Below are 19,492 nucleotides of genomic sequence, written 5' to 3' on the forward strand. Positions count from 1 at the left end.
AGCGAGAGCGCCGGAACCCGAGAGGGGTGGGTTCCGGCGCTCTTCGCGTTCCTGCGGTCCCGGATGATCTCGCGGGCTAGAGTTGGCCGCGAGACGACGGAGGGACTTTATGGCGCCGCGGGTCGGGGAAGACTTCGGTGGATTCCGGATCGACGCGGTCATCGGCCGCGGCGGCATGGGCGTGGTCTACCGCGCGTGGCAGCACCGCATGCGGCGGCCGGTGGCGCTGAAAGTGCTGCCACCCCAGTACGCCGAGGACCCGGTCTACCGCGAGCGGTTCGGCCGTGAGGCGGCCGCGCTGGCCCGGCTGGACTCGCCGCACGTGGTCGCCGTCCACGACCACGGCGAAGTCGACGGCTGCCTGTACCTGGCGATGCAACTGGTCGACGGGCCCGACCTGTCCAAGGTGCTCGAAGCCGGGCCGATGGACCCGGGACGCGCGCTGGCGGTGGTGGATCAGGTGGTCTCCGCGCTCGGCGACGCCCACGAAATCGGCGTCGTGCACCGCGACGTCAAGTCCGCCAACGTGCTGCTGCGGCCCCGGGCCGCGCACCATGACGAGGATTTCGTCTACCTGTGCGACTTCGGCATCGCGCGTTCGGCCGAGATCGACCACACCTCGGAGACCAGCGGGGTCATCGGCACCGTCGGCTACATGGCGCCCGAACGCCTGCACGGCGAACCCGCCACCGCCGCTTCCGACGTCTACGCGGTGGGCTGTCTGCTCTGGGTGCTGCTGACCGGTGAACTCCCCTATCGCGGCAGCCAGCCCGAGGTGATCGTCGCGCACGACCGGGCACCGATCCCCCGGCTGGTGGTCGGCGATCCGCGCACCGCGGCGGTCAACACTCTGCTGAAGTCGTTGCTGGCCAAGGATCCTCGCGACCGCCCGACGGTGCGCGAAGTGCGTGACCGCATCCGCGTGATCCGTGCCGACGCGCCGCCCGCCGCCGTCGCCGGCACTGTCGAAGCGCGTCGCCGTCCGCGGCCCGGCGTGGTGGCCGGTGTGGTGGCGGGCGTCGCGCTGCTGGTCGCGATCGCCATCGGCGCGGTGTACCTGCTGTCCGGTGGAGTGCCCGCCGCCGATCGCGTCAGCCGCAGCACTCCGGCCGGGCTCACCTGCGCGCCGGTGACGGCGTCCGACGAGGGCGTGCGCGCCCAGGTCGTCTGTCAGACCGGAGGGACGACCGGCGAACTCCGGATCGCCGCCCTCGACGACACCGACGCGGCCACCGCCTACCTGCGCACCGGTGCGGGGACGGACCCGGCCGGGCTCACCGCCGGCAAATGCCCTGGTGACCTGCCCTCCAAGCAGTCCTGGTCCCGGGACGGGCACCGGGGCACGCTCGTGTGCACGGTGCTCGGCACGACGACCCGGTATGCCTGGACCGACGAAGAGCACGCGACCGTTTCGGTGCTCGACGGCCGGGTCGGCACGCCGTACCCCGCCGATCTGCGTGCTGTCGAAGACTTCTTCGCCGCCGTCCGCTTCAGCTGACTCACCGGGCCGAGCCGCGCTCCCAGCGCTCCAGCAACGCCTCCGGAGCCGAACCGGGTGCGCCGAAGAACAAGCCGTAGACGAGCTTGGCGTCGTCGTCGAAGTAGATCGTCGGGCTGCGATCGTCCGCCGTGACGAACCGGATGAACTGTCCGACCGTCGGGCCGCCCAGGCGGTTCCAGGTCCGCACCTCGACACTGCCGGGCACCACACCGCCGTTCGCGGCGTTCTCCGCGCGCAGGTTCGTCAGCGCCTCGGCGTCGGCCACCTTGCTGAACACCAGCATCGCGCCGTCGGACAACGGGCACTTGACCCGCTCGAGCGTGCCGGTGGTGGCGGGGACCGCCTGGCACGTCGCGGACTTCTCGTTGAGCACGTGCGCCTGCGCGAAATCCCACAACGTCCCGGAGGCGAACGCGGCTCCCGCCACCTCGGGCCGCTTGAGCACGGTGAACTGCCGCGAGTCGTAGAACGACACCAAGGCGGGGAGGCCGGTCTTCCGCGAAGTCAAGGTCGCACTGACCGGCCGGGGGCTGTCGACGTCCCAGTAGACCATCGATTCCCCGGAGTCGAATTCGCTCATCGTGAGCGCCGCGTGCTCGTCGCTGGTGCCCGACGAACGCAGCGCGGGCGCGTCTCTGGCGAGTTTCCGGGACTCGGTGAGCCTGCCCGGGACGTCGTAGGTGACCAAGGTGAGCGCGTACAACCCGGCGTCACAGCCGACTCGTTCCACCTCGCCGGGTTTCGCGGGCTGCTGCGCGCACCGGACAGCGCCGTCGAGCAGGCGGGCGCCGAGCGCGCGGTAGCGGCCGGCGACCTGGTCGAGCGCGTACCGGTCGGGCGGCGGCGCCGGGGTTTCTTCCTTGTCCGGCAAGAAGATCATCACACCGGCGGCCACCGCCGCGGCGACCAGGACGGCCCCGGCGGCGATCCACCCCCGGCGGGATTTCGCCGGAAGCCGCCGGGTCGGCGGCGGGCCGCCCCAGGTGAGCCGGTTCTCCGCGAGGGTCGGGTTCAGCGGTGGCCCGGTCGGTTCAGGGTCGGAAAGGGGCACTTCGGACAGGGGCACTTCGGTTCGAGGAAGCCGGTCCGGATCGCTCGCCGCCGCCACGAGCGCGTCGATTTCGGCCGGGCTGTAGGCGTTTCCGGACTGCCGCAGCGCGGACCGGAGCGCGACGGGATCGGTGAGCGCGTGGCGTCCGAAGCGGCGCGCGACTTCGGCGAGGCGGGGGTCGAGGTCGTCCATCATGCGTCCGGATCCGCCCAGAACTTCCGGAGCACCTGCTGATCGTCGGTGCTCGCCTGCATGTAGACGGCGACTCCGGTGGCGTCCTCGTCGAAGTAGAGCCGGGCGTAGCCGTTGTCCGGCTCCAGGAAACGGATCCGCGTGCCGTCACCGTCGCGTGGGGTGCCCACCGGGATCCCGGCGCGGATTCCCGGCTGCCCCGGCAGATACTCCCAGCGCAGGGTCCGGATCGAACCGGGCCGCGCGCCGTCGTTGTCGGTCAGCAGCACCTCGCGCAGCGCGGTGAGCTGTCCGGGGTCGAGCAGTTTGCGGAAGCTGGCGATGATTCCGGAGCCCAGTTCGCAGGTGACGCTGTCTTTGACGCCGACACCTGCTTTCGCGGACACGCAGGCGACGCCGGGGCGATCGAGGTAGGGCGACGCCGCGGCGAGCAACTGCGGGTCTTTGAAGGCCGCGGTCGCCTCGACGGGCTTCGGCGCCGTGGAGGATTCCGCTGTAGGCGCCGACCCCAGGCCTCCCGTGGACGGTACGGACGAGGACGGCGGCGTGACCGGCGGCCCGGCGGCCGGGGCGTCGTCACCGCCGAGCGTGAGCGCCAGGCCGGTCGCGGCGAGGGCGGCCACCAGCACGACGGCACCGGCGACCACGACGATCCCCTTGCCACGCCGGGGCTTTTCGGTGGTCTCGTCCGCGGTCAGCACGGTGGTCCGCTCGGCGGTCAGCGCCGTCGTCGGCTCGTCGGCTCCGGCGTCCCTGGGCAGGTATCCGAGGGCCGTGCCGAGCAGCCCGCACGCCCATTCCGCGTCCGCGTTGGCGCCGCAGGCCAGCGTCGCGGCCCGGTGTGCGTCGGCCGGGCTTCCCCCGTCTTCGAGTACGGCGCGCATCTTCTCGGCCGCGCCGGTGCCCGCCGCCGCGGCGAGCGCGGCGATCTCGGCGTCCGACGGCGGGTCGGGAAGGCTGCGCAGCGCCCCGGTCAGCACGATCGGGTCGGACAGCGCGGCCCGGCCATGCCGGTCCACCACGTTCTCGAGTGCGGTCAATGTGCTCATGAGGGCTAGTTAAACCGATCACGCTTCAAGCTCGCTTCAAGCCGGGCGAAGAACCTGAGAGGATCGTCGGCGTGGCGGTGGAGGTGCGGTTGCTGGGGCCGGTGGAACTGGCCGTCGACGGCGTGCCCGTCACCCCCGGCGGTCTGCGGCCGCGGGCGGTGCTCGCCGTGCTGGCCGCCTCCGGCGAAGCACCGGTGAGCGCGGACAAGCTGGCGGAAGCGATCTACTCCGACACCGGCCGCCCCGCCTCCCGCACCACCGTCCAGGTCCACGTGCACAACCTGCGGCAGACGCTGGGGACGTACGGGGACGCTCTGCGCCACGGGCCGGCCGGCTATCAACTGCTCGGCGTGCACGCCGACATCCGGGCGGCCGAGGACGAGATCGGCCGGGCACGGGCCGCCGAACGAGCCCGCGACACCCAGGGCACCGCGGCCGGATACCGGCGGGCGCTGGAAAAGTGGCGGGGCCCGTTCTGTGCCGATCTGCCCGATCACACCGCCCTGGACCCCGCCCGTGACCTCTACGCGGAGATGCGGCGGGAAGCGCTGGAGGCGCGGATCGCCGCGGACCTGCGCGCGGGCGACGCCCCGGGGCTGGTGCGGGAACTGGAAGAGCTGGTCACCGAATATCCCTTGAGGGAAAGATTCTGGGGCCAGCTGATGGTCGCGTTGTACCAGGAAGGACGCCAGACCGAGGCCCTGGAACGTTTTCAGCGGGCCCGGCAGGTACTGGCCGCGGAAGCGGGCGTCGATCCGGGGCCGGAACTGCGGGAACTGGAGCGCGCGGTGCTCGCCCATGCCGGGACGGCGACCCTGCTGGGGGTGGGCGCTCCCGGTGCCGCCGGGTCCGGGCGACCGGCGCTGACCTGGGTCGACGGCTCGGGGCGGGCACGCCTGCGTGAGCTGCCCGCGGCCGGGCGCCTGGTCATCGGCCGGGACGCGAGTGCCGACGTCGCGTTGCGCCACGACGGTGCCGCGTCCCGCAGGCACGCCGAGATCGCCGTCGGCACGGGCGGGCCCGTCCTCGCGGATCTCAATTCCCGCAACGGAACTTTCCACAACGGCGAACGAATCGAGGCGCCCGTCGCTCTCGCCCCCGGCGACCACGTGCGCTGCGGCGACACGGTGCTCGCGGTGACGAGCGGCGGCGCGGCCCTCGCCGCGGTGGACGGCACCACCCGCTCGTGAGCTACAGGGTCAGCAACGACCGGTTCCCCACCGTGCCGAGCAGCAGGTAAGACGGCACAAAGCCCGGCGGGACAGCGAAACAGAGCAGCCCGGTCCGGGTCCCCGAGGCGGCCGGTCCGGTCAGCGCCCCCGGCGCACCCGCGCACTTTTCGACGAGCTCCGGGGAACCGTGCTCGTCGGCCACCAGCCGCGCCGCGACAGGCGGGCCTTCGGCGGTCCGAGTCTCCTCGACCCGCACTGTCAGCACCTCGAATCCGCTCAGCCACGGTGCCGCGCCTTCCGGTGCACCACGCTCGACGCCGAGCGCCCGCAGTGTGACGTCCCCGGTCCGGGCCGCACCGCCGCGGACCACCACCGGCGGCGGATCGGTCCGGAGACCCGCTTTCGACAGATCCGGCACGGGCACGGTCGTCGCACTGCGGAACGCACCCTGGCCGAAACCCGCCGGCGAGAGGACCACACCCGCGGCGAGCACGACACCCAGCAGGAAGGTCAGCACCGGTTTGGCAGTCCCGCCTTCGCGCGCGGACGCCCGCCATCTCCCGACCAGCAGCCACCCGCCGGCCAGTACCGCCAGCGCGCCCGCCGTCATCAGCACGACCTTCGCCGTCTGGTCGTGGAAGTCCTCCAGGTCGCCGTTCGGCAAACGCACCGAGAGCACCCGGTCGGTCAGCGCCGACAGCCGCACCACCACCGGCTCAGCCATCCCGAAGGCCTCCTCGCCCGGCAGCCGCATCGCCCGCCCGTCCTCGGCCAGTGCCTCGGAGGTCCAGGTCGTACGGGTCCCGTTCTGGCCCTCGGTCGTCTCCGAATCGTGCACGGTGATCACGGCCCGCACCTCGTAGGACCCGGCGGTGGCCTCGGCGAACCAGCGCCCGCTGAACGCGGCGACCGTCCCCAGCACGGCCCCGATCACCAGCAGCAGCAACGGCACGACGATGTTCGTGGGCTTGCGCGGTTCCGGCCTCTTCAGCCGCATCGGATCATCGAGCGCCATTCCCGCACGCTAGCGCGCCGGATCCGGAGGCGTCCGCGTGATCGCGGAACCGTGATGACGCCGCGATCGTCAGATCAGTGAGGTTCCGTGAATGAGGAGGGCGATGTCGGAGAAGGCCGGACGTCTCAAGGTTCTCGGACACATCCTGCTCGCCTTCTCCCCCTTGCTGGCCCTCTTCGCCGGCGTCAGCTGGGCGGCGGGAAGTTATCTGAGCGACCTGGTTTCGGGCGAAGACGCCACGGTCACCGAAATCGCGCGCTGTACCGGAAGCAGCCAGTCCCTGAGCAGCGGAGCTCCTTACTGTGCCGGAAAATGGCGGTACGCCGACGCCCGCACCGGCGGCGGCCACATCGAGGGCGGGCAGTCCTCCCCCGGTGACACGATCTTCGCCGGCGACGGGTTCGCCTATGGCTCGACGTCGTCGCTGCACTGGAGGGCGTGGGGCTTCACCGCGGTGAGCATCGGGTTTCTGGGCGTGGGAGTGGCCCTGGGCGTGACCCACCGGTCGGACGTCAAGCGGAAACGCGGCGAGTGACGACGGGCCGCATTCCGGTTGTCCGGTCGGCCCGATAGATTCACTTCGTCCACTGGGGGTGGCGCGGCTTCGCCGTGCCATGAGAAGGAGTTCCTCGACTTATGTCTCGCACTTTGACGCGGCGTGCCGCGGTCATCGGCATCACCGCCGTACTACTGAGCGCTTCCACTGGGGTCGCGTACGCGGCCGACCCGACCGTGCTCCTGCCGGTCGGCAAGTTCCCGGAGGCCGTCGCGATCAGCCCCGACGGCAAGAAGGCCTACGTGACCAGCCCGCCGGACGCGATCGTGACGGTCATCGACACCGCCACCAACAAGGTCACGAATACCATCGAGGTCGACCGGGGCCCGTTCGAGGTCGCGTTCACGCCGGACGGCACCAAGGCCTACGTCGCGAACGCCTATGCGAACGCCATTTCGGTGATCGACACGGCTTCCGAGAAGATGACGGCCACCCTGACCGCCGGCACCTACCCGCTCGCTCTCACCGTCTCGCCGGACGGCACCAGGCTGTATACGACCGGACGGAACACCGTCCGGGTCTTCGACACCGGCACGGACACTCAGGTCGCCGAGGTCCGGTTCGACACGGACCCGGCGGCGCTCGCGGCCTCACCGGACGGCGAGAAAGTCTGGGTGGCGACGGAATCCGGTGAACTCACCGCGATCGACACCGCCACGAACACCGTTGTCGACGCGGTGAAGACCGCCGCGTCCGGCGACCTTGTCCTCTCACCGGACGGCTCGCGCGCCTACCAGAACAGCGGCACCGAACTGGTCGTGACCGACTTGGCCGCGCACCAGGTCGTCACCCGGATCCCGGGGCTGCAGAACGGCTATAGGCTCGCGATCAGTCCGGACGGCAGCCGCGTCTACGCGGGCAGCAGGGCGAGCGACACGACCGAAGGCACGCTCGCGGAGTTCAGCACGAGCACGAACACGCTGCTGCGCAAGCTGCCCGCGGGTGCCTACCCGTATGGCATCGCCGTCACCGCCGACGGATCACACGCCTACGTGGTGCTCGCCGGGCAGGCCGCCGTCGCGTACGTCGATCTGCGGAACTGACCCACGAGCGGTGGTACGGCGGCGCTTCGCCGTCGTACCACCGCGTTTCACCCTCCGGCGATGTCGCGCGCCAGCTGCCGGGCTTCGGGCATCGTGAAGTTCCCGGTGATCTGGGTCTTTCCGCCGGTGATGGCCGACTGCACCATCGGCGCCGTCAGGACCCGGCTCTTGAGCACCATCGCGACCTGCTTGCCGGTGTTCGCCGCGGTCCAGTCGGCCCACGTCCGCGTCCCCGCGTCGGTGAAACTGAGGTTGATGATCGGACGGCCCATCTGCTGATCGACCTCAGCGGCCACACGGCTGATGTCTGCGCCTTTGAGGAACACCGGGCCGAGCAAGTACTTCGTGCCCTTCGCGCGATCACAGCTGACCAGCGGAAGCGCCGGATCATCGCGGCCGTCCAGCGGGTCGGGGCCGTTCGCGCAGTCCAGCGCCGCGGCGGCGGCCTGCTGCGCGGCGGGATCGGTGCTCTGGCGATCTGCCGCCGTACCGGTCGCCGGTGCCGGTGGCAGCTCGGTCAGAACCGGCCGGAACCGCAGCAGAGAGCCGTCTTTGACGACGAATCCGTCCCCTTCGGGGGCTGGCTGACCGGAAACCTCGGCCTGACACCCAGTGACTCCGAGAAGGACGAGGGCGGCCGCAACAACGAGAGTTCGCACGCGGATCATTCTGCCGTGCCAGGCGGCCTTTCGTCGTCAAAGCCGGGCAACCCGGAGCACCCCTAGCCCGATGGAGGTATGCGGGGTCGTCCTCGATGACGATGCCGTCACGGCACGGCCTTCGTAGGTTTGCCAGTATGAAAAGAACTTCACTCATCGCCGCGCTCTGCCTGGCCACGGTCGCCTTCCCGGCTGTGGCGTCCGCGGCACCGGAGTCCTCGAGCCCGCTGTCACGGACCTTGCAACGCGACGCCGACGCGCTCGTGGCGGGCGGTTCGCCCGGCGCGCTGGTGGAACTGAGCACGGCCCAGGGCCGGATCAAGGTACGCAGCGGCCACGGTGACCTCAGGGCCAAGACGCCCGTGCCGTGGAACGCGCATTTCCGGATCGCCAGTTTCAGCAAGACCTTCCTCTCCGCCACGATGCTGCAGCTCGTCGGCGAGGGACGGCTTTCCCTGAACGACACCGTGGACCGGTGGCTGCCCGGTGTGGTGCGGGGCAACGGCAACGACGGCGACGCCATCACCATCCGGCAGCTGCTGCAGCACACCAGCGGCCTGCACGACTACCTCCAGGAGCTCGATCTCGGGACGCAGGAAGGGTTTCTGCGCCATCGGTTCGACAAGCTCAGCGCGTCCGAAGCGGTGAAACTGGCGATCGGCAAGGCTCCGGACTTCGCACCGGGGACGAGCTGGGGCTACTCCAACACCAACTACGTGCTCGCCGGGATGGTGACCGAGAAGGTGACCGGCCGCCGCTGGGAGACCGAGATCATCGAGCGGGTCATCCGCCCGCTCGGCCTGCGCGAGACCTCGTTCCCCTACACCTCGCCGTTCCTCCCCGCGCCTTACGTCAGGGGCTACGACCGGTTCCCGATCGAGGGCACGAACCCGCCCGAGTTCGGCCCTCGGGTCGACGTCACGCTGATGAACACGGCGATGGGCGGCGGCGCGGACGGTTCGATCAACAGCACCACCGAGGACGGCAACAAGTTCCTCCAGGCGTTGCTGGGCGGGCGGCTGCTCAAGCCCGCGCAGCTGGCCGAGATGAAGAAGACCGTTCCCGCGCCGGGGCTCGGTGACTACGGCCTGGGCCTCGTCAAGACGGCCGGCCCCTGCGGCGGTTACTGGGGACACGGCGGCGCGCTGCCCGGCTATCTGACCGGCAACGGCGTGACCGAGGACGGAAAGCGCAGCGTGATGGTCTCCCTGAACACGCTCACGCCGTTCAACCCCGGCGGCGAGCTTCCGGAAGGGAACCCGGTGGACCGCGTGATCGAGCACGCCCTCTGTGGCACCGAATGACAGTAGAGTTAGAGGGTCTAACTTTGCCTATTGACTCTCAGCCGGTCTCGTTATAGCTTCTAACTATAGCGATTGGCGCTAACCAACCAGCAGGGAGAAAGCTCATGGCCGTCACCACTCCGCACCTCGACCAGACCCGGAGCACCGTCAAGCGCACCTCGGTGGCCGTCCTGAGCGCGGCCTGGGCCGTCCCCGTCTTCGTCGTCGGCGGGTTCGCTTTCCTCTCGGGCATCCCGATCGCCGTCGCACTGGTCGGCGCCCTGCGCGACTCCAGGTTGCGCGCCGTCCGCTGGGCGACCGGCGCGCTCGCCGCGTTCTACGCCGTTGCGATGGGGCTCTGGCCGCTCGGGCCGAGCACCGAGCCGAGCCTGACGAAGTTCCTCAGCCCCCTCGCCACCGCGGCCTTCGTCGCGCTCGGCGCCGGTGTCGCGATCGCACACCACATCGTGCGCAGGCGGTCCACCGGCCGGTGACGGGCGGTGGGCGGTGCGGGAAACGGAGAGGCCCAGGCCGTGTGGCCTGGGCCTCTCCGCAACCCTCTGCTCACTTCCGTTCGGTTCCCCGGCCCACCCTTTCGAGTGTCGTTGTCCGCACGGTCCTCCGCGCTGACCTGCGATTCTCCGTCTCTGGCGGATACCTCAAGAAATCTATGGTGGCTGAGGTAGACATTCAACCTCAGGTGTGTGTAGTGTTCTGCTCATACCGAGAGAGACAACGTCAAGCAGGCGCGGGAGATGACGGAACTACCCGCGAGGTGAGACAAGACGGTCAGGCAGGACGAAGCCAATCAGTGAACAGGTTTCGACTGGTGACCGGTGCAGTACCGGGATCGTGAAGTGAAGACGCAAGCAGTAACGCCGATCCCGGCGAAGCAATGCAGTTGCTCGATCGCAGTACACAGTTGCAAAGAAATTCGCAGTACAGCGTTACCAGTAATTCGGCAGTACACGCAGTACGCAGTACGAAGTTGCAAGTGCAAGTCAGCAGTAGGCAGTGGCAAGTCAGTTGGTGCAGGACCGGTCAGGTGGCCGGAGCCGATATCGGACAGGGCTCCGGGCAGTGACCAGCGGCGTGACGCGTGCTGGGACCGATCAGGGAAAGGGTTCCAGCCGGTGATGACCGCAGCAGTAGAAGTGATGCAAGGTAAGGAAGAAGTACAGGGAAGAAGGGAAAGGGCGCATCATTGGATCGCCCGCCGCGGCTGGAAGGTAGTGCCGCGCGGGTACCGCAGTCCCATCAGATTGGAAGGTGGTTCTCGGTTACGAATAAGCGATCTCCGCGTCGTCCGCCTCTCGGACGGACATCGTGGATACAGGAATCCGGCCTCTTCGCCGGCTGACAATGGTGATACCTGAAACCCTGGGACCCCGGGCGCCGCAAGTGGCGCCCGGGGTCCCTTGTGATGTGGAGGTGGAATGATTCCTGACCAACGCGAGACCCCCGACCCCGGTTCGGGCGGGGCCGACAAGTTCGACGACGATCACTACCCCGCCTACACCATGGGCCGGGCCGCGGAAATGCTGAGTGCCACCCAAAACTTCCTGCGCAGCCTCGACGACGCCGGCCTGATCACACCCCAGCGCTCGGCAGGCGGACACCGCCGCTACTCCCGCCACCAGCTGCGCATCGCCGCACGCGTACGGGAACTGGTCGATCAGGGCACCGGCATCGACGCCGCCTGCCGCATCGTCACCCTCGAAGACCAGCTCCACGAATCCCAACGCCAGAACACCGAACTCCGCACCACCGAATAAGACCGCCGGGTCAGGTGTGCCGCCGAGACCCCTCGGCACACCTCGCCCACGGGCACGAACGCGAACCACGGACGTGTCCGAAGAGGACGGTGATCGCGCCGCATTGCGGCCATGCCGCCGACGATTCGCCCCGGAAGGCAACCGGCTTCGGATCTTGCGCGTACTTCGAGTAGCGGCCGGAAAGCCCGAGCCGATGACGACTGGGGATTCACTTTGAGCACTCTGAAGTTGGCCGGCCGACGCGCGAAAATCGTCGTCGCGACAGCTCTTCTGGCAGCGGGCTTCTCGACCTCACTGACGGGTGTCGCCTCGGCGGAAGAACCGCAGGCGGACGTCGACGTGCGCGTTGTCGCGGCTCGCAACATCCTGCCGATGATGGGCTGGAGCACCGTCTCCACCGAGATCCGCAACCTCGGCGACGCTCCGGCCAAGAACGTTCAATTCACGGTGACTTTGCCACCTGAACTGCAACCGTCGAGCACCTCGGGGAACAGCCTGTGGCCCTGCGACTTCGTAGGACGTGTCGCCACGTGCACCTACACCGACGAGCTCGCGCCGGGAGCTACGCACTACCCCTTGTTCTGGAGCACTGGAGTCGGGGACGTGGCCGTTGGTAGCGAGGCCAAAGCGTCCGCCACCGTGACCACGAGTTCGCCGGAAGGCACGCTGGCCAACAACACGTCGGAGCAGAAGTTCACCTTCGTCGGCAAGGGCGTCGTCAAGGGACGCTTCTGGCACGACCTCAACGCCGACGGCGTCCGTCAAGACGGGGAGCCCAACGTCGACCCAGGCATGATCGTTTTCCAATCGATCGACGACGAGGACCAGTACGGCTACGCGAACACGCACAATGGAACCTACGACTTCCAGGTTCCGGCGAAGAAGTACCGCGCGGAAGCCCACGTCTGGCCGAGCGACTGGAAGTTCACCACGCCCAACGTAGGTGACGATGCCACCGACTCCGACTTCACCGATGTAGGCGTAGTCGGGTGGTACCGCGCCGCTTACACGGACGAGTTCGTCGTGCAGCCTGACGGAACCATCACCGTCGACGTCGGCGTGATCAAGCTCTGACGAAAGTCAGAACGTTTCTCGGGGACCCGGCGGCTAGACCACCGGGTCCCTCGCCGTATCGGGCAACAGGCGGGTGATCCATACCGAGATACTCGCCGGCGCTGCTCCACGGCCCACGACAGCAACTCGAGCAACTGCTCCGAGGTGTCCATCTCAGCCTGCTCGATGCAGATCAAGTGGAATAGCCCACGCTGGTGAAAGGATCACCGACGCAATGTCAGCCACCGAAATAGCAAAAAGCGCCGATCATTATGATCAGCGCTTTGGAGTGAAGCTGTTGTACCCCCGATGGGATTCGAACCCACGCTACCGGCGTGAGAGGCCGGCGTCCTAGGCCGCTAGACGACGGGGGCTAGGATCTTTTCTCCTCCGAGAGGAGCTTTTCAGTTATCGACTTGCCGTGTTGCTGTGGAGAAACTTACCAGATCGGGTTTCCCGCCTTTGCAGGGGGGTCACTCTGTGTTCCACTCCGGGGAGTTCTCCAGCTGGGGTACCAGGACTCGAACCTAGACTAACTGGACCAGAACCAGTCGTGCTGCCAATTACACCATACCCCAGTGAGGTACCGCTCCGGTCGTGACCGGCTCAGTACCGCACGAGATGAAATACTAGAGCACGCTGTTAACCCCTGTGAAAGCGGGGGTGTCCGAGGCGCGCTGGACCGGGACGCCGAGCTTCGCGAACTCGGAAACGAGCAGCTCAGGGAGCTCGTCGAGGCCTGCGATGGTGTGCACTCCCGACGGGGCGCGCTCGGCGATGTCGTCCCGGTCGAGCCAGACTGCGCCGAGTCCGGCGTCACGCGCGCCGATGGCGTCGGTGTCGAGCTTGTCGCCGACGTGGACGGTCTGCGCCGGATCACACCCGAGACTGAGGCAGACCGACTGGAATATCACCGGGTCCGGTTTGGCTACTCCGAGTTCACCGGCGATGGCCACGTGATCGAAGTATCGGGCGAGGCCGAGGTCGGCGATCTTCTTGCGCTGATGCGCGCCCGAGGCGTTCGTCACGGCCGCGATGAGGACGCCGGCCGCACGCAGCCATTCCAGACAAGGAAGAACATCTTCGAACAATTGCCACGAACGGGTGAGAATTTCACGACGGCGTCTTTCGAACCCGGCGACCTGCTCGGCATCGGCCAGAATGCCGATCTCGGCGAGGAAGCATTCGGTCCGCAGTTGATGCATGGTCGCGTAATCGATTTCACCCGCGACGACCAGCGCGACATGCTCCTCGGTGATGAGATCCCACAGCGGCCAAAGGTCGTTCTGGCCGGTCAGAGTGCGCAAGCTGAGCCGGATCGCGGCCGTGCAGTCGATCAGCGTGTCGTCGATGTCGAGACACACCAGCCGCAACTCCGGAGGCGTCCAGGGGGCTCCGTCCGTAAGGGCCGGAGTGGTTCGTGACGAGGTCCGGGGCACGAGGGCGAAATCCACCAAGTGAGGCTAGGGCACTCAGCGCGATCGCGACTCTGCCGATGAGGTGATTAAAGCTGCTCTGTTTCGACTCGGTCCTTCTACTCCCAGTTGGTGAGATGACGTGTTTTAGTTATCCACCAACGACGAACACGGGCGACCGAGTGAAATCCCACTGTCCTGCCGGTACTCCGGTCCGCGGCACCGTACACCCCGTGACGGCGCCGAAAGCCTTGCAGGACCGGGAACCCGGACCGTCCACAAGGGCATGCGCCCGTCCACACCGATCTCGCCCGCCGCGCGCTGTCCTTCCTGGACTCTCTCCCGCCCGCTTCGAGTCCCGTTTGGACAGTCGCCGGGCGCCCCGGGCAACGCGTGGACCAGCGGCTCCGACGTCTTAGCCCGAACAGCGCATCTCTCCTGACGGCGCTTGACGCGCCGTCCGGGCAGGTGCATGCTGGACTTATTCAACAAGCGATGAATAAGAGTTTCGAAGGGGTGGGACGGATGAACGAACGCACGAACTGCGTGATCGTCGGCGGTGGCCCCGCCGGCATGGTCGCCGGATTGCTGCTGGCCAGGGCCGGTATCGAAGTGACGGTGCTGGAGAAACACAAGGACTTCCTCAGGGACTTTCGCGGCGACACCGTGCACCCGTCGACGCTGACCCTGCTCGACGAACTGGGTCTCGGCGAGAAGTTCCACAGCCTGCCGCACAGCGAGATCGACTTCGCCGGGTTCCCGGCCGAGGACGGCACGATGATGCGGCTGGCCGACTTCACCCGGCTGAAGGTGCCGCATCCTTACATCGCGATGGTCCCGCAGTGGGACTTCCTCGATCTGCTGGCCGACGCCGGCGCGAAGGAACCCACGTTCACGCTGCGGCAGAGCACCGAGATGACCGGCCTGATCAGGGAGAACGGCCGGGTGGCCGGGGTCCGCTACAGCGACGGCGACGGGAAGACCGGCGAACTACGCGCCGACCTGGTGATCGCGGCCGACGGCCGCTGGTCGTCGGCCCGGCGGGAGGCCGGCCTGGTGCCGAAGGAGTACGGCACGCCGTTCGACGCCTGGTGGTTCCGGATCTCACGGAAGGACGGTGAACTAGAGGGCAGGCTGACCCCGAGGATGCAAGACCGCCGGTTCGCCGTGCCGCTGCCGAGGCAGGGCTACTTCCAGGTCGCCTACCTGGGCCCCAAGGGTGACGACCTGCGGGCGAAGGGCATCGAGTGGTTCCAGGACAACGTGGCCGCGGTCCTGCCCGAACTGGCCGACCGCGTGCACGAACTCGAGACGATCGACGACATCAAGTTCCTCGACGTCAAGCTGAACCTGCTGCCGAAATGGCATCTCGACGGGCTGCTGTGCATCGGTGACGCGGCCCACGCGATGTCACCGGTCGGCGGGGTCGGCATCAACCTCGCGGTGCAGGACGCCGTCGCCACCGCCACCCTGCTCGCCGGACCGCTGCGCCGCGGCAGGCCGACCGAGGCGGACCTGGCGAAGGTCCGCAAGCGCCGGCTCGCGCCGACCTTGCTGGTGCAGGGGCTGCAACGGATGCTGCACAAGAACATCATGGAACCGGTGATGGCGGGCGAGCGCAACGGACCGCCCGCGCCCATGGTCAAGCTGTTCAGCCGCTTCCCGGTGCTGTCCTACGTCCCCGCGCGGCTGCTGGGTCTCGGGCTGCGGCCCGAGCACGCGCCCGCGTTCGCGAGACGTCCGATGGAGCCGGCCGGCGGGTAGGTGCCGGATGCTATGAACGGGCCTTTCCTTGCAAATTTTGCAAGGAAAGGCCCGTTCATAGCGCTCTTTTAGACGTCCTGCACCGGGTTGGTGAGGGTGCCGATGCCTTCGATGGTGATCGAGACCGACTGGCCGTCCTCGATCGGGCCGACGCCCTCGGGGGTGCCGGTCAGGATGATGTCGCCGGGCAGCAGGGTCATCACGCCGGACACGAACTCGACCAGCTCGGGGATCTTGTGCACGAGGTCCGAAGTACGGCCGTCCTGCTTGAGCTCGCCGTCCACCTCGGACCTGAGCGCGAGGTCCGCCGGGTCGAGCGAGGTCTCGATCCACGGGCCCAGTGGGCAGAAGGTGTCGAAACCCTTCGCCCGGCCCCACTGGCCGTCGGACTTCTGCAGTTCGCGCGCGCTGACGTCGTTCGCCACGGTGTAGCCGAGGATCGCGCTCGCCGCGCGGGCGGCGGACACGTTCTTGACCGGCTGGCCGATGACGATCGCCAGTTCACCCTCGAAGTCGACACGGCCGACGCCACGGGGGCGGCGGATGGCCACGTTCGGGCCGATCACCGTGGTCGACGGCTTGATGAACATCATCGGGTCCTTCGGGACCTCGTTGCCGAACTCCGCGGCGTGCTTGGCGTAGTTGCGGCCGATGGCGATCACCTTCGACGGAAGGATCGGCGCGAGCAGCCGGACGTCGGCGAGCGGCCAGCGCTTGCCGGTGAAGTTGGGTGTGCCGAAGGGGTGTTCGGCGATTTCGAGTACCTGGGCGTCGTCGCCGTCCCCTTCGACCGAAGCGAACGCGACACCACCGGGATGAGCAATTCGGGCTAGACGCACTCCCCCACTGTACGACCCGCCCGAATCGCCGCCGTCAGGCCTCGGTCAACGACTTGTGCACGAGTGCGTCACAGAGCGCGAGCCAGCTCGCCTCGACGATGTTGCCGTGTACACCGACCGTGGTCCATTCCCGCTCGCCGTCGCTGGTTTCGACGAGTACGCGCGTCACCGCGTCGGCGCCGGGGTGGCCGGGCAGGATGCGCACCTTGTAGTCGGCCAGCTCGACACTGTCCAACCAGGACAGGTGCGGGCTGAGCGCCTTGCGCAGGGCGGCGTCGAGCGCGTGCACGGGGCCGTTGCCTTCGGCGGTGGCGATCACCCGCTGCCCGGCGACGTGCACCTTCACCGTCGCTTCGGAGACGACCTCGCCGTCGGACCGGTGATCCAGCACGACCCGGTACGACTCGAGTTCGAACGGCGGTTCGTCGAGGACATCGCTTTGCGGGCCTTCGACCTCCCGTCGCAGCAACAGTTCCAGTGAAGCGTCCGCGGCTTCGAACGACCAGCCTTCGGCTTCTAGCTGCTTCACCTTGCGCACCGCGTTCGTCAGTGCTTCGGGCTGGCCGGCAAGGTCGACCCCGAGCTCACGTCCCTTGAGCTCCAGGCTGGCCCTGCCGGCCATCTCGGTGACCAGTACCCGCATGTCATTGCCGACAGAAGGAGGATCGATGTGGTTGTACAGCAACGGATCCACCTTGATCGCGCTCGCGTGCAGTCCCGCCTTGTGGGCGAAGGCCGACGCCCCTACATAAGCCTGGTGGGTGTAGGGGGCGATGTTCGCGATTTCGGCTAGAGCATGGGAGACCCGGGTGAGCTCGGCGGCGCCTCCGGTCGGGAGCACCTCCATACCGAGCTTGGTCACCAGATTTCCCGTCACGGCGAACAGATCGGCGTTACCCGCCCGTTCCCCGTAACCATTGGCGGTGCACTGGACGTGCGTCACGCCGGCCTGCACGGCGGCGACGGAATTCGCCACCGCGCAGGAAGTGTCGTCCTGACAATGGATCCCGAGCCGGAATCCGGTCCTTTCCTTGACCTCGCGGACGGTTTCCGCGAGGCCGAGCGGCAGCTGGCCGCCGTTGGTGTCGCACAGCACGGCGACGTCGGCGCCGGCGTTCACTCCCGCGTCGATCACCTTCAGAGCGGTGTCCGGGGAGTACGCGTAGCCGTCGAAAAAGTGTTCTGCGTCAAGGAAGACACGGCGTCCTTCGCCGACGAGGAACGCGACGGTGTCCCGCACCATCGCGCAGGCCTCGTCCACGTCGACCCGCAACGCGCGTTCGATGTGACGGAGATCCGACTTGGCCACCAGGGTGATCACCGGTGCCTGGGAGTCGAGCAGGGCCCGCACCTGCTTGTCCTGGTCCGCGGTGGTTCCCGCCTTCCTCGTCGCGCCGAAGGCGACGAGTGCGGCGTGGCGGAGTTTCAGTTCGCCGGCCGCGGCCTTGGCGAAGAATTCGGTGTCCTTGGGCAGCGCGCCCGGCCAGCCGCCTTCGATGAACCCGACGCCGAGCTCGTCGAGCAGCCGCGCCACCGCCAGTTTGTCCGTGACGGAGTATGAGATTCCCTCGCGCTGCGCGCCGTCGCGCAACGTCGTGTCATACAGGTGGAAAGCATCGCCGAGCGGGGTATCGGCGGGCTCCTTGCGGTTCACGGGTACTCCTCGTGGCGGGAGGCAAAGCTGGTTCGGGCAACAAAAAAACCTCCCGCATGGGTGCGAGAGGTTGCGCGCCGGGGGCTCTTGTGGAGCTGTTATCCGGCGCGCTCGGCGATAATGATGGTGCAGGAGGTCACGAACGCATCATGGCACACGCTCCGACGGGCGTCCACAAACCGGGCACCCTTTCCCACCTTTTGGGAGCCCCCGAACGCTATGAACGGCCCGTTACTTGCGAAATTTGCAAGTAACGGGCCGTTCATAGCGCAGCAGCTAGTGCGTGACCGGGCGCACGTTCGACGAGACGAGCGCGGCCAGCCGATCGCCGATCGCGTGCGTCGCACCGGGGGACGCCTGGTCACGGGTCGCGAGGTCGAAGGCCACCGAGGCCTCGATCCGCCGCGCCGATTCCTTCTGTCCCAAGTGGTCCAGCAGCAGCGCGACCGAGAGCACCGCGGCGGTCGGGTCGGCGAGACCCTGTCCCGCGATATCCGGCGCACTACCGTGCACCGGCTCGAACATGCTCGGGTTCCGCCGGGTGATGTCGAGGTTCCCGCTCGCCGCCAGCCCGATGCCACCGGTCACGGCGGCCGCGAGGTCGGTGATGATGTCGCCGAACAGGTTGTCCGTCACCACGACGTCGAACCGGGACGGGTCGGTCACCAGGTGAATCGTCGCCGCGTCCACATGGGAGTAAGCGACCGTCACCTCCGGGTGCTCCAGCGACACCTCTTCGACGATGCGCGACCACAGCGAGCCCGCGTACTCCAGCACGTTCGTCTTGTGCAGGAGCGTCAGGTGCTTGCGCGGCCGCGCCTCGGCGCGGTTGAACGCGTCGGTCACCACGCGCCGGACGCCGAACGCCGTGTTGACGCTGACCTCCGTCGCGATCTCGTGTTCGGTGTCCTTGCGCAGCAAGCCACCGTTGCCCGCGTACGGGCCTTCGGTGCCTTCACGCACAACGACCATGTCGATCTCGCCCGAATCGGCGAGTGGGCCGCGCACGCCCGGGTAAAGCCGCGCAGGGCGGAGGTTCACATGGTGGTCGAGCTCGAACCGGAGCCGCAGCAGCAGCCCACGCTCCAGAATGCCGCTCGGCACCGTCGGGTCGCCCACGGCGCCCAGCAAGATCGCATCGTGTTGACGGAGTTCTCCGAGCACGGACTCCGGCAGCAGCTCCCCGGTGGAGTGCCACCGGGCGGCGCCGAGATCGTAGTTCGTCATCTCCGCCGTCGGTACTACCTCGCCGAGCACCTTGAGCGCCTCGGAGACCACTTCGGGCCCGATCCCGTCACCTGGGATCACCGCGAGCCGCATCCACACACCTCCGTAGACCAGGCCACCGGCCGTCCGGATGGCCCATCCGCAAGAAAAAGCCAGCAGCGGAAGGTTACCGGCCGTAGCCCGGTAGCCGTAGCCGCACCACCCTTATGCCGGAATCTCCCGCATAGCGAGACAGCCGATCGGG

17 protein-coding genes and 2 tRNA genes are annotated in these 19,492 nt (G+C 68.1%); 9 read left to right on the plus strand and 10 right to left on the minus strand.

The window, feature by feature from the left end:
• Positions 1-109 precede the first annotated feature (109 nt).
• A complete protein-coding gene (locus tag ACLJRL_RS39480) occupies positions 110-1,498 on the plus strand; it encodes a serine/threonine-protein kinase (RefSeq protein ID WP_410661527.1) in 1,389 nt (462 codons plus the stop codon).
• Between the two features lies 1 nt (position 1,499).
• Here ACLJRL_RS39480 and ACLJRL_RS39485 read toward each other — a convergent pair whose 3' ends face one another.
• Together ACLJRL_RS39485 and ACLJRL_RS39490 are read right to left on the minus strand one after the other, a co-directional pair.
• Complete coding sequence (locus ACLJRL_RS39485; RefSeq protein WP_410661528.1) at positions 1,500-2,747, minus strand: hypothetical protein; 1,248 nt, start codon at positions 2,745-2,747, stop codon at positions 1,500-1,502.
• Complete coding sequence (locus ACLJRL_RS39490) at positions 2,744-3,793, minus strand: hypothetical protein (protein ID WP_410661529.1); 1,050 nt, start codon at positions 3,791-3,793, stop codon at positions 2,744-2,746. Before ACLJRL_RS39490 ends, ACLJRL_RS39485 begins: the two co-directional genes overlap by 4 nt.
• A 71-nt stretch (positions 3,794-3,864) precedes the next feature.
• On the opposite strand from ACLJRL_RS39490, the gene ACLJRL_RS39495 reads away from it, so the two are divergent.
• Positions 3,865-4,983 (plus strand): BTAD domain-containing putative transcriptional regulator, encoded by a 1,119-nt coding sequence (locus ACLJRL_RS39495; protein WP_410661530.1) that lies wholly within the window; start codon positions 3,865-3,867, stop codon positions 4,981-4,983.
• 1 nt (position 4,984) lies between these two features.
• Here ACLJRL_RS39495 and ACLJRL_RS39500 read toward each other — a convergent pair whose 3' ends face one another.
• Positions 4,985-5,980, minus strand: coding sequence for a hypothetical protein (locus tag ACLJRL_RS39500; RefSeq protein ID WP_410661531.1), 996 nt, complete (start codon positions 5,978-5,980; stop codon positions 4,985-4,987).
• 91 nt (positions 5,981-6,071) lie between these two features.
• On the opposite strand from ACLJRL_RS39500, the gene ACLJRL_RS39505 reads away from it, so the two are divergent.
• Both ACLJRL_RS39505 and ACLJRL_RS39510 read left to right on the plus strand, forming a co-directional pair.
• Entirely contained in the window at positions 6,072-6,515 is a 444-nt protein-coding gene (locus ACLJRL_RS39505) for a hypothetical protein (RefSeq protein ID WP_410661532.1), read from the plus strand.
• A 101-nt stretch (positions 6,516-6,616) separates the two neighbouring features.
• Positions 6,617-7,579, plus strand: a complete 963-nt coding sequence (locus ACLJRL_RS39510; protein ID WP_410661533.1) for a hypothetical protein — start codon at positions 6,617-6,619, stop codon at positions 7,577-7,579.
• A gap of 47 nt (positions 7,580-7,626) precedes the next feature.
• Here the strand turns inward: ACLJRL_RS39510 and ACLJRL_RS39515 are convergent, their stop codons facing one another.
• The gene (locus ACLJRL_RS39515) at positions 7,627-8,238 is read right to left on the minus strand and encodes a SecDF P1 head subdomain-containing protein (RefSeq protein ID WP_410661534.1); all 612 of its coding nucleotides are present in this window, start codon (positions 8,236-8,238) and stop codon (positions 7,627-7,629) included.
• A 137-nt stretch (positions 8,239-8,375) separates the two neighbouring features.
• Here ACLJRL_RS39515 and ACLJRL_RS39520 point away from each other — a divergent pair, with 137 nt between their 5' ends.
• The 4 genes from ACLJRL_RS39520 to ACLJRL_RS39535 all read left to right on the plus strand — a co-directional run bounded on the left by ACLJRL_RS39520 (position 8,376) and on the right by ACLJRL_RS39535 (position 12,370).
• Positions 8,376-9,542: a serine hydrolase domain-containing protein gene (locus tag ACLJRL_RS39520; RefSeq protein ID WP_410661535.1), complete on the plus strand. Its 1,167-nt coding sequence runs from the start codon at positions 8,376-8,378 to the stop codon at positions 9,540-9,542.
• A gap of 104 nt (positions 9,543-9,646) precedes the next feature.
• Positions 9,647-10,015 (plus strand): hypothetical protein, encoded by a 369-nt coding sequence (locus ACLJRL_RS39525; RefSeq protein ID WP_410661536.1) that lies wholly within the window; start codon positions 9,647-9,649, stop codon positions 10,013-10,015.
• A 942-nt stretch (positions 10,016-10,957) separates the two neighbouring features.
• Positions 10,958-11,296: a MerR family transcriptional regulator gene (locus tag ACLJRL_RS39530; RefSeq protein ID WP_410661537.1), complete on the plus strand. Its 339-nt coding sequence runs from the start codon at positions 10,958-10,960 to the stop codon at positions 11,294-11,296.
• Positions 11,297-11,509: 213 nt separating this feature from the next.
• Positions 11,510-12,370: an SdrD B-like domain-containing protein gene (locus tag ACLJRL_RS39535; RefSeq protein ID WP_410661538.1), complete on the plus strand. Its 861-nt coding sequence runs from the start codon at positions 11,510-11,512 to the stop codon at positions 12,368-12,370.
• Positions 12,371-12,650: 280 nt separating this feature from the next.
• On the opposite strand, the gene ACLJRL_RS39540 is transcribed toward ACLJRL_RS39535, so the two are convergent.
• From ACLJRL_RS39540 to ACLJRL_RS39550, 3 genes are all read right to left on the minus strand, one after another.
• Positions 12,651-12,723, minus strand: a tRNA-Glu gene (locus ACLJRL_RS39540).
• A 132-nt stretch (positions 12,724-12,855) separates the two neighbouring features.
• Positions 12,856-12,927: transfer RNA gene (locus tag ACLJRL_RS39545), tRNA-Gln, on the minus strand.
• A gap of 51 nt (positions 12,928-12,978) precedes the next feature.
• Positions 12,979-13,713, minus strand: coding sequence for an HAD family hydrolase (locus tag ACLJRL_RS39550; RefSeq protein WP_410661574.1), 735 nt, complete (start codon positions 13,711-13,713; stop codon positions 12,979-12,981).
• Between the two features lie 576 nt (positions 13,714-14,289).
• Between ACLJRL_RS39550 and ACLJRL_RS39555 the strand changes: the two genes are divergently transcribed.
• The gene (locus tag ACLJRL_RS39555) at positions 14,290-15,528 is read left to right on the plus strand and encodes an FAD-dependent oxidoreductase (protein WP_410661539.1); all 1,239 of its coding nucleotides are present in this window, start codon (positions 14,290-14,292) and stop codon (positions 15,526-15,528) included.
• Positions 15,529-15,596: 68 nt separating this feature from the next.
• On the opposite strand, the gene ACLJRL_RS39560 is transcribed toward ACLJRL_RS39555, so the two are convergent.
• The 3 genes from ACLJRL_RS39560 to ACLJRL_RS39570 form a co-directional block, all read right to left on the minus strand.
• Complete coding sequence (locus tag ACLJRL_RS39560; protein WP_410661540.1) at positions 15,597-16,367, minus strand: fumarylacetoacetate hydrolase family protein; 771 nt, start codon at positions 16,365-16,367, stop codon at positions 15,597-15,599.
• A 34-nt stretch (positions 16,368-16,401) separates the two neighbouring features.
• A complete protein-coding gene (cimA, locus tag ACLJRL_RS39565; RefSeq protein ID WP_410661541.1) occupies positions 16,402-18,021 on the minus strand; it encodes a citramalate synthase in 1,620 nt (539 codons plus the stop codon).
• 276 nt (positions 18,022-18,297) lie between these two features.
• Positions 18,298-19,341 carry a 3-isopropylmalate dehydrogenase gene (locus tag ACLJRL_RS39570; protein WP_410661542.1) on the minus strand — a complete coding sequence of 348 codons (1,044 nt, stop codon included), beginning with the start codon at positions 19,339-19,341 and terminating at the stop codon, positions 18,298-18,300.
• Between the last annotated feature and the right edge of the window lie 151 nt (positions 19,342-19,492).

The sequence above is a fragment of the Amycolatopsis sp. lyj-112 genome (genome assembly GCF_046549055.1).
Taxonomy (GTDB): Bacteria; Actinomycetota; Actinomycetes; order Mycobacteriales; family Pseudonocardiaceae; genus Amycolatopsis.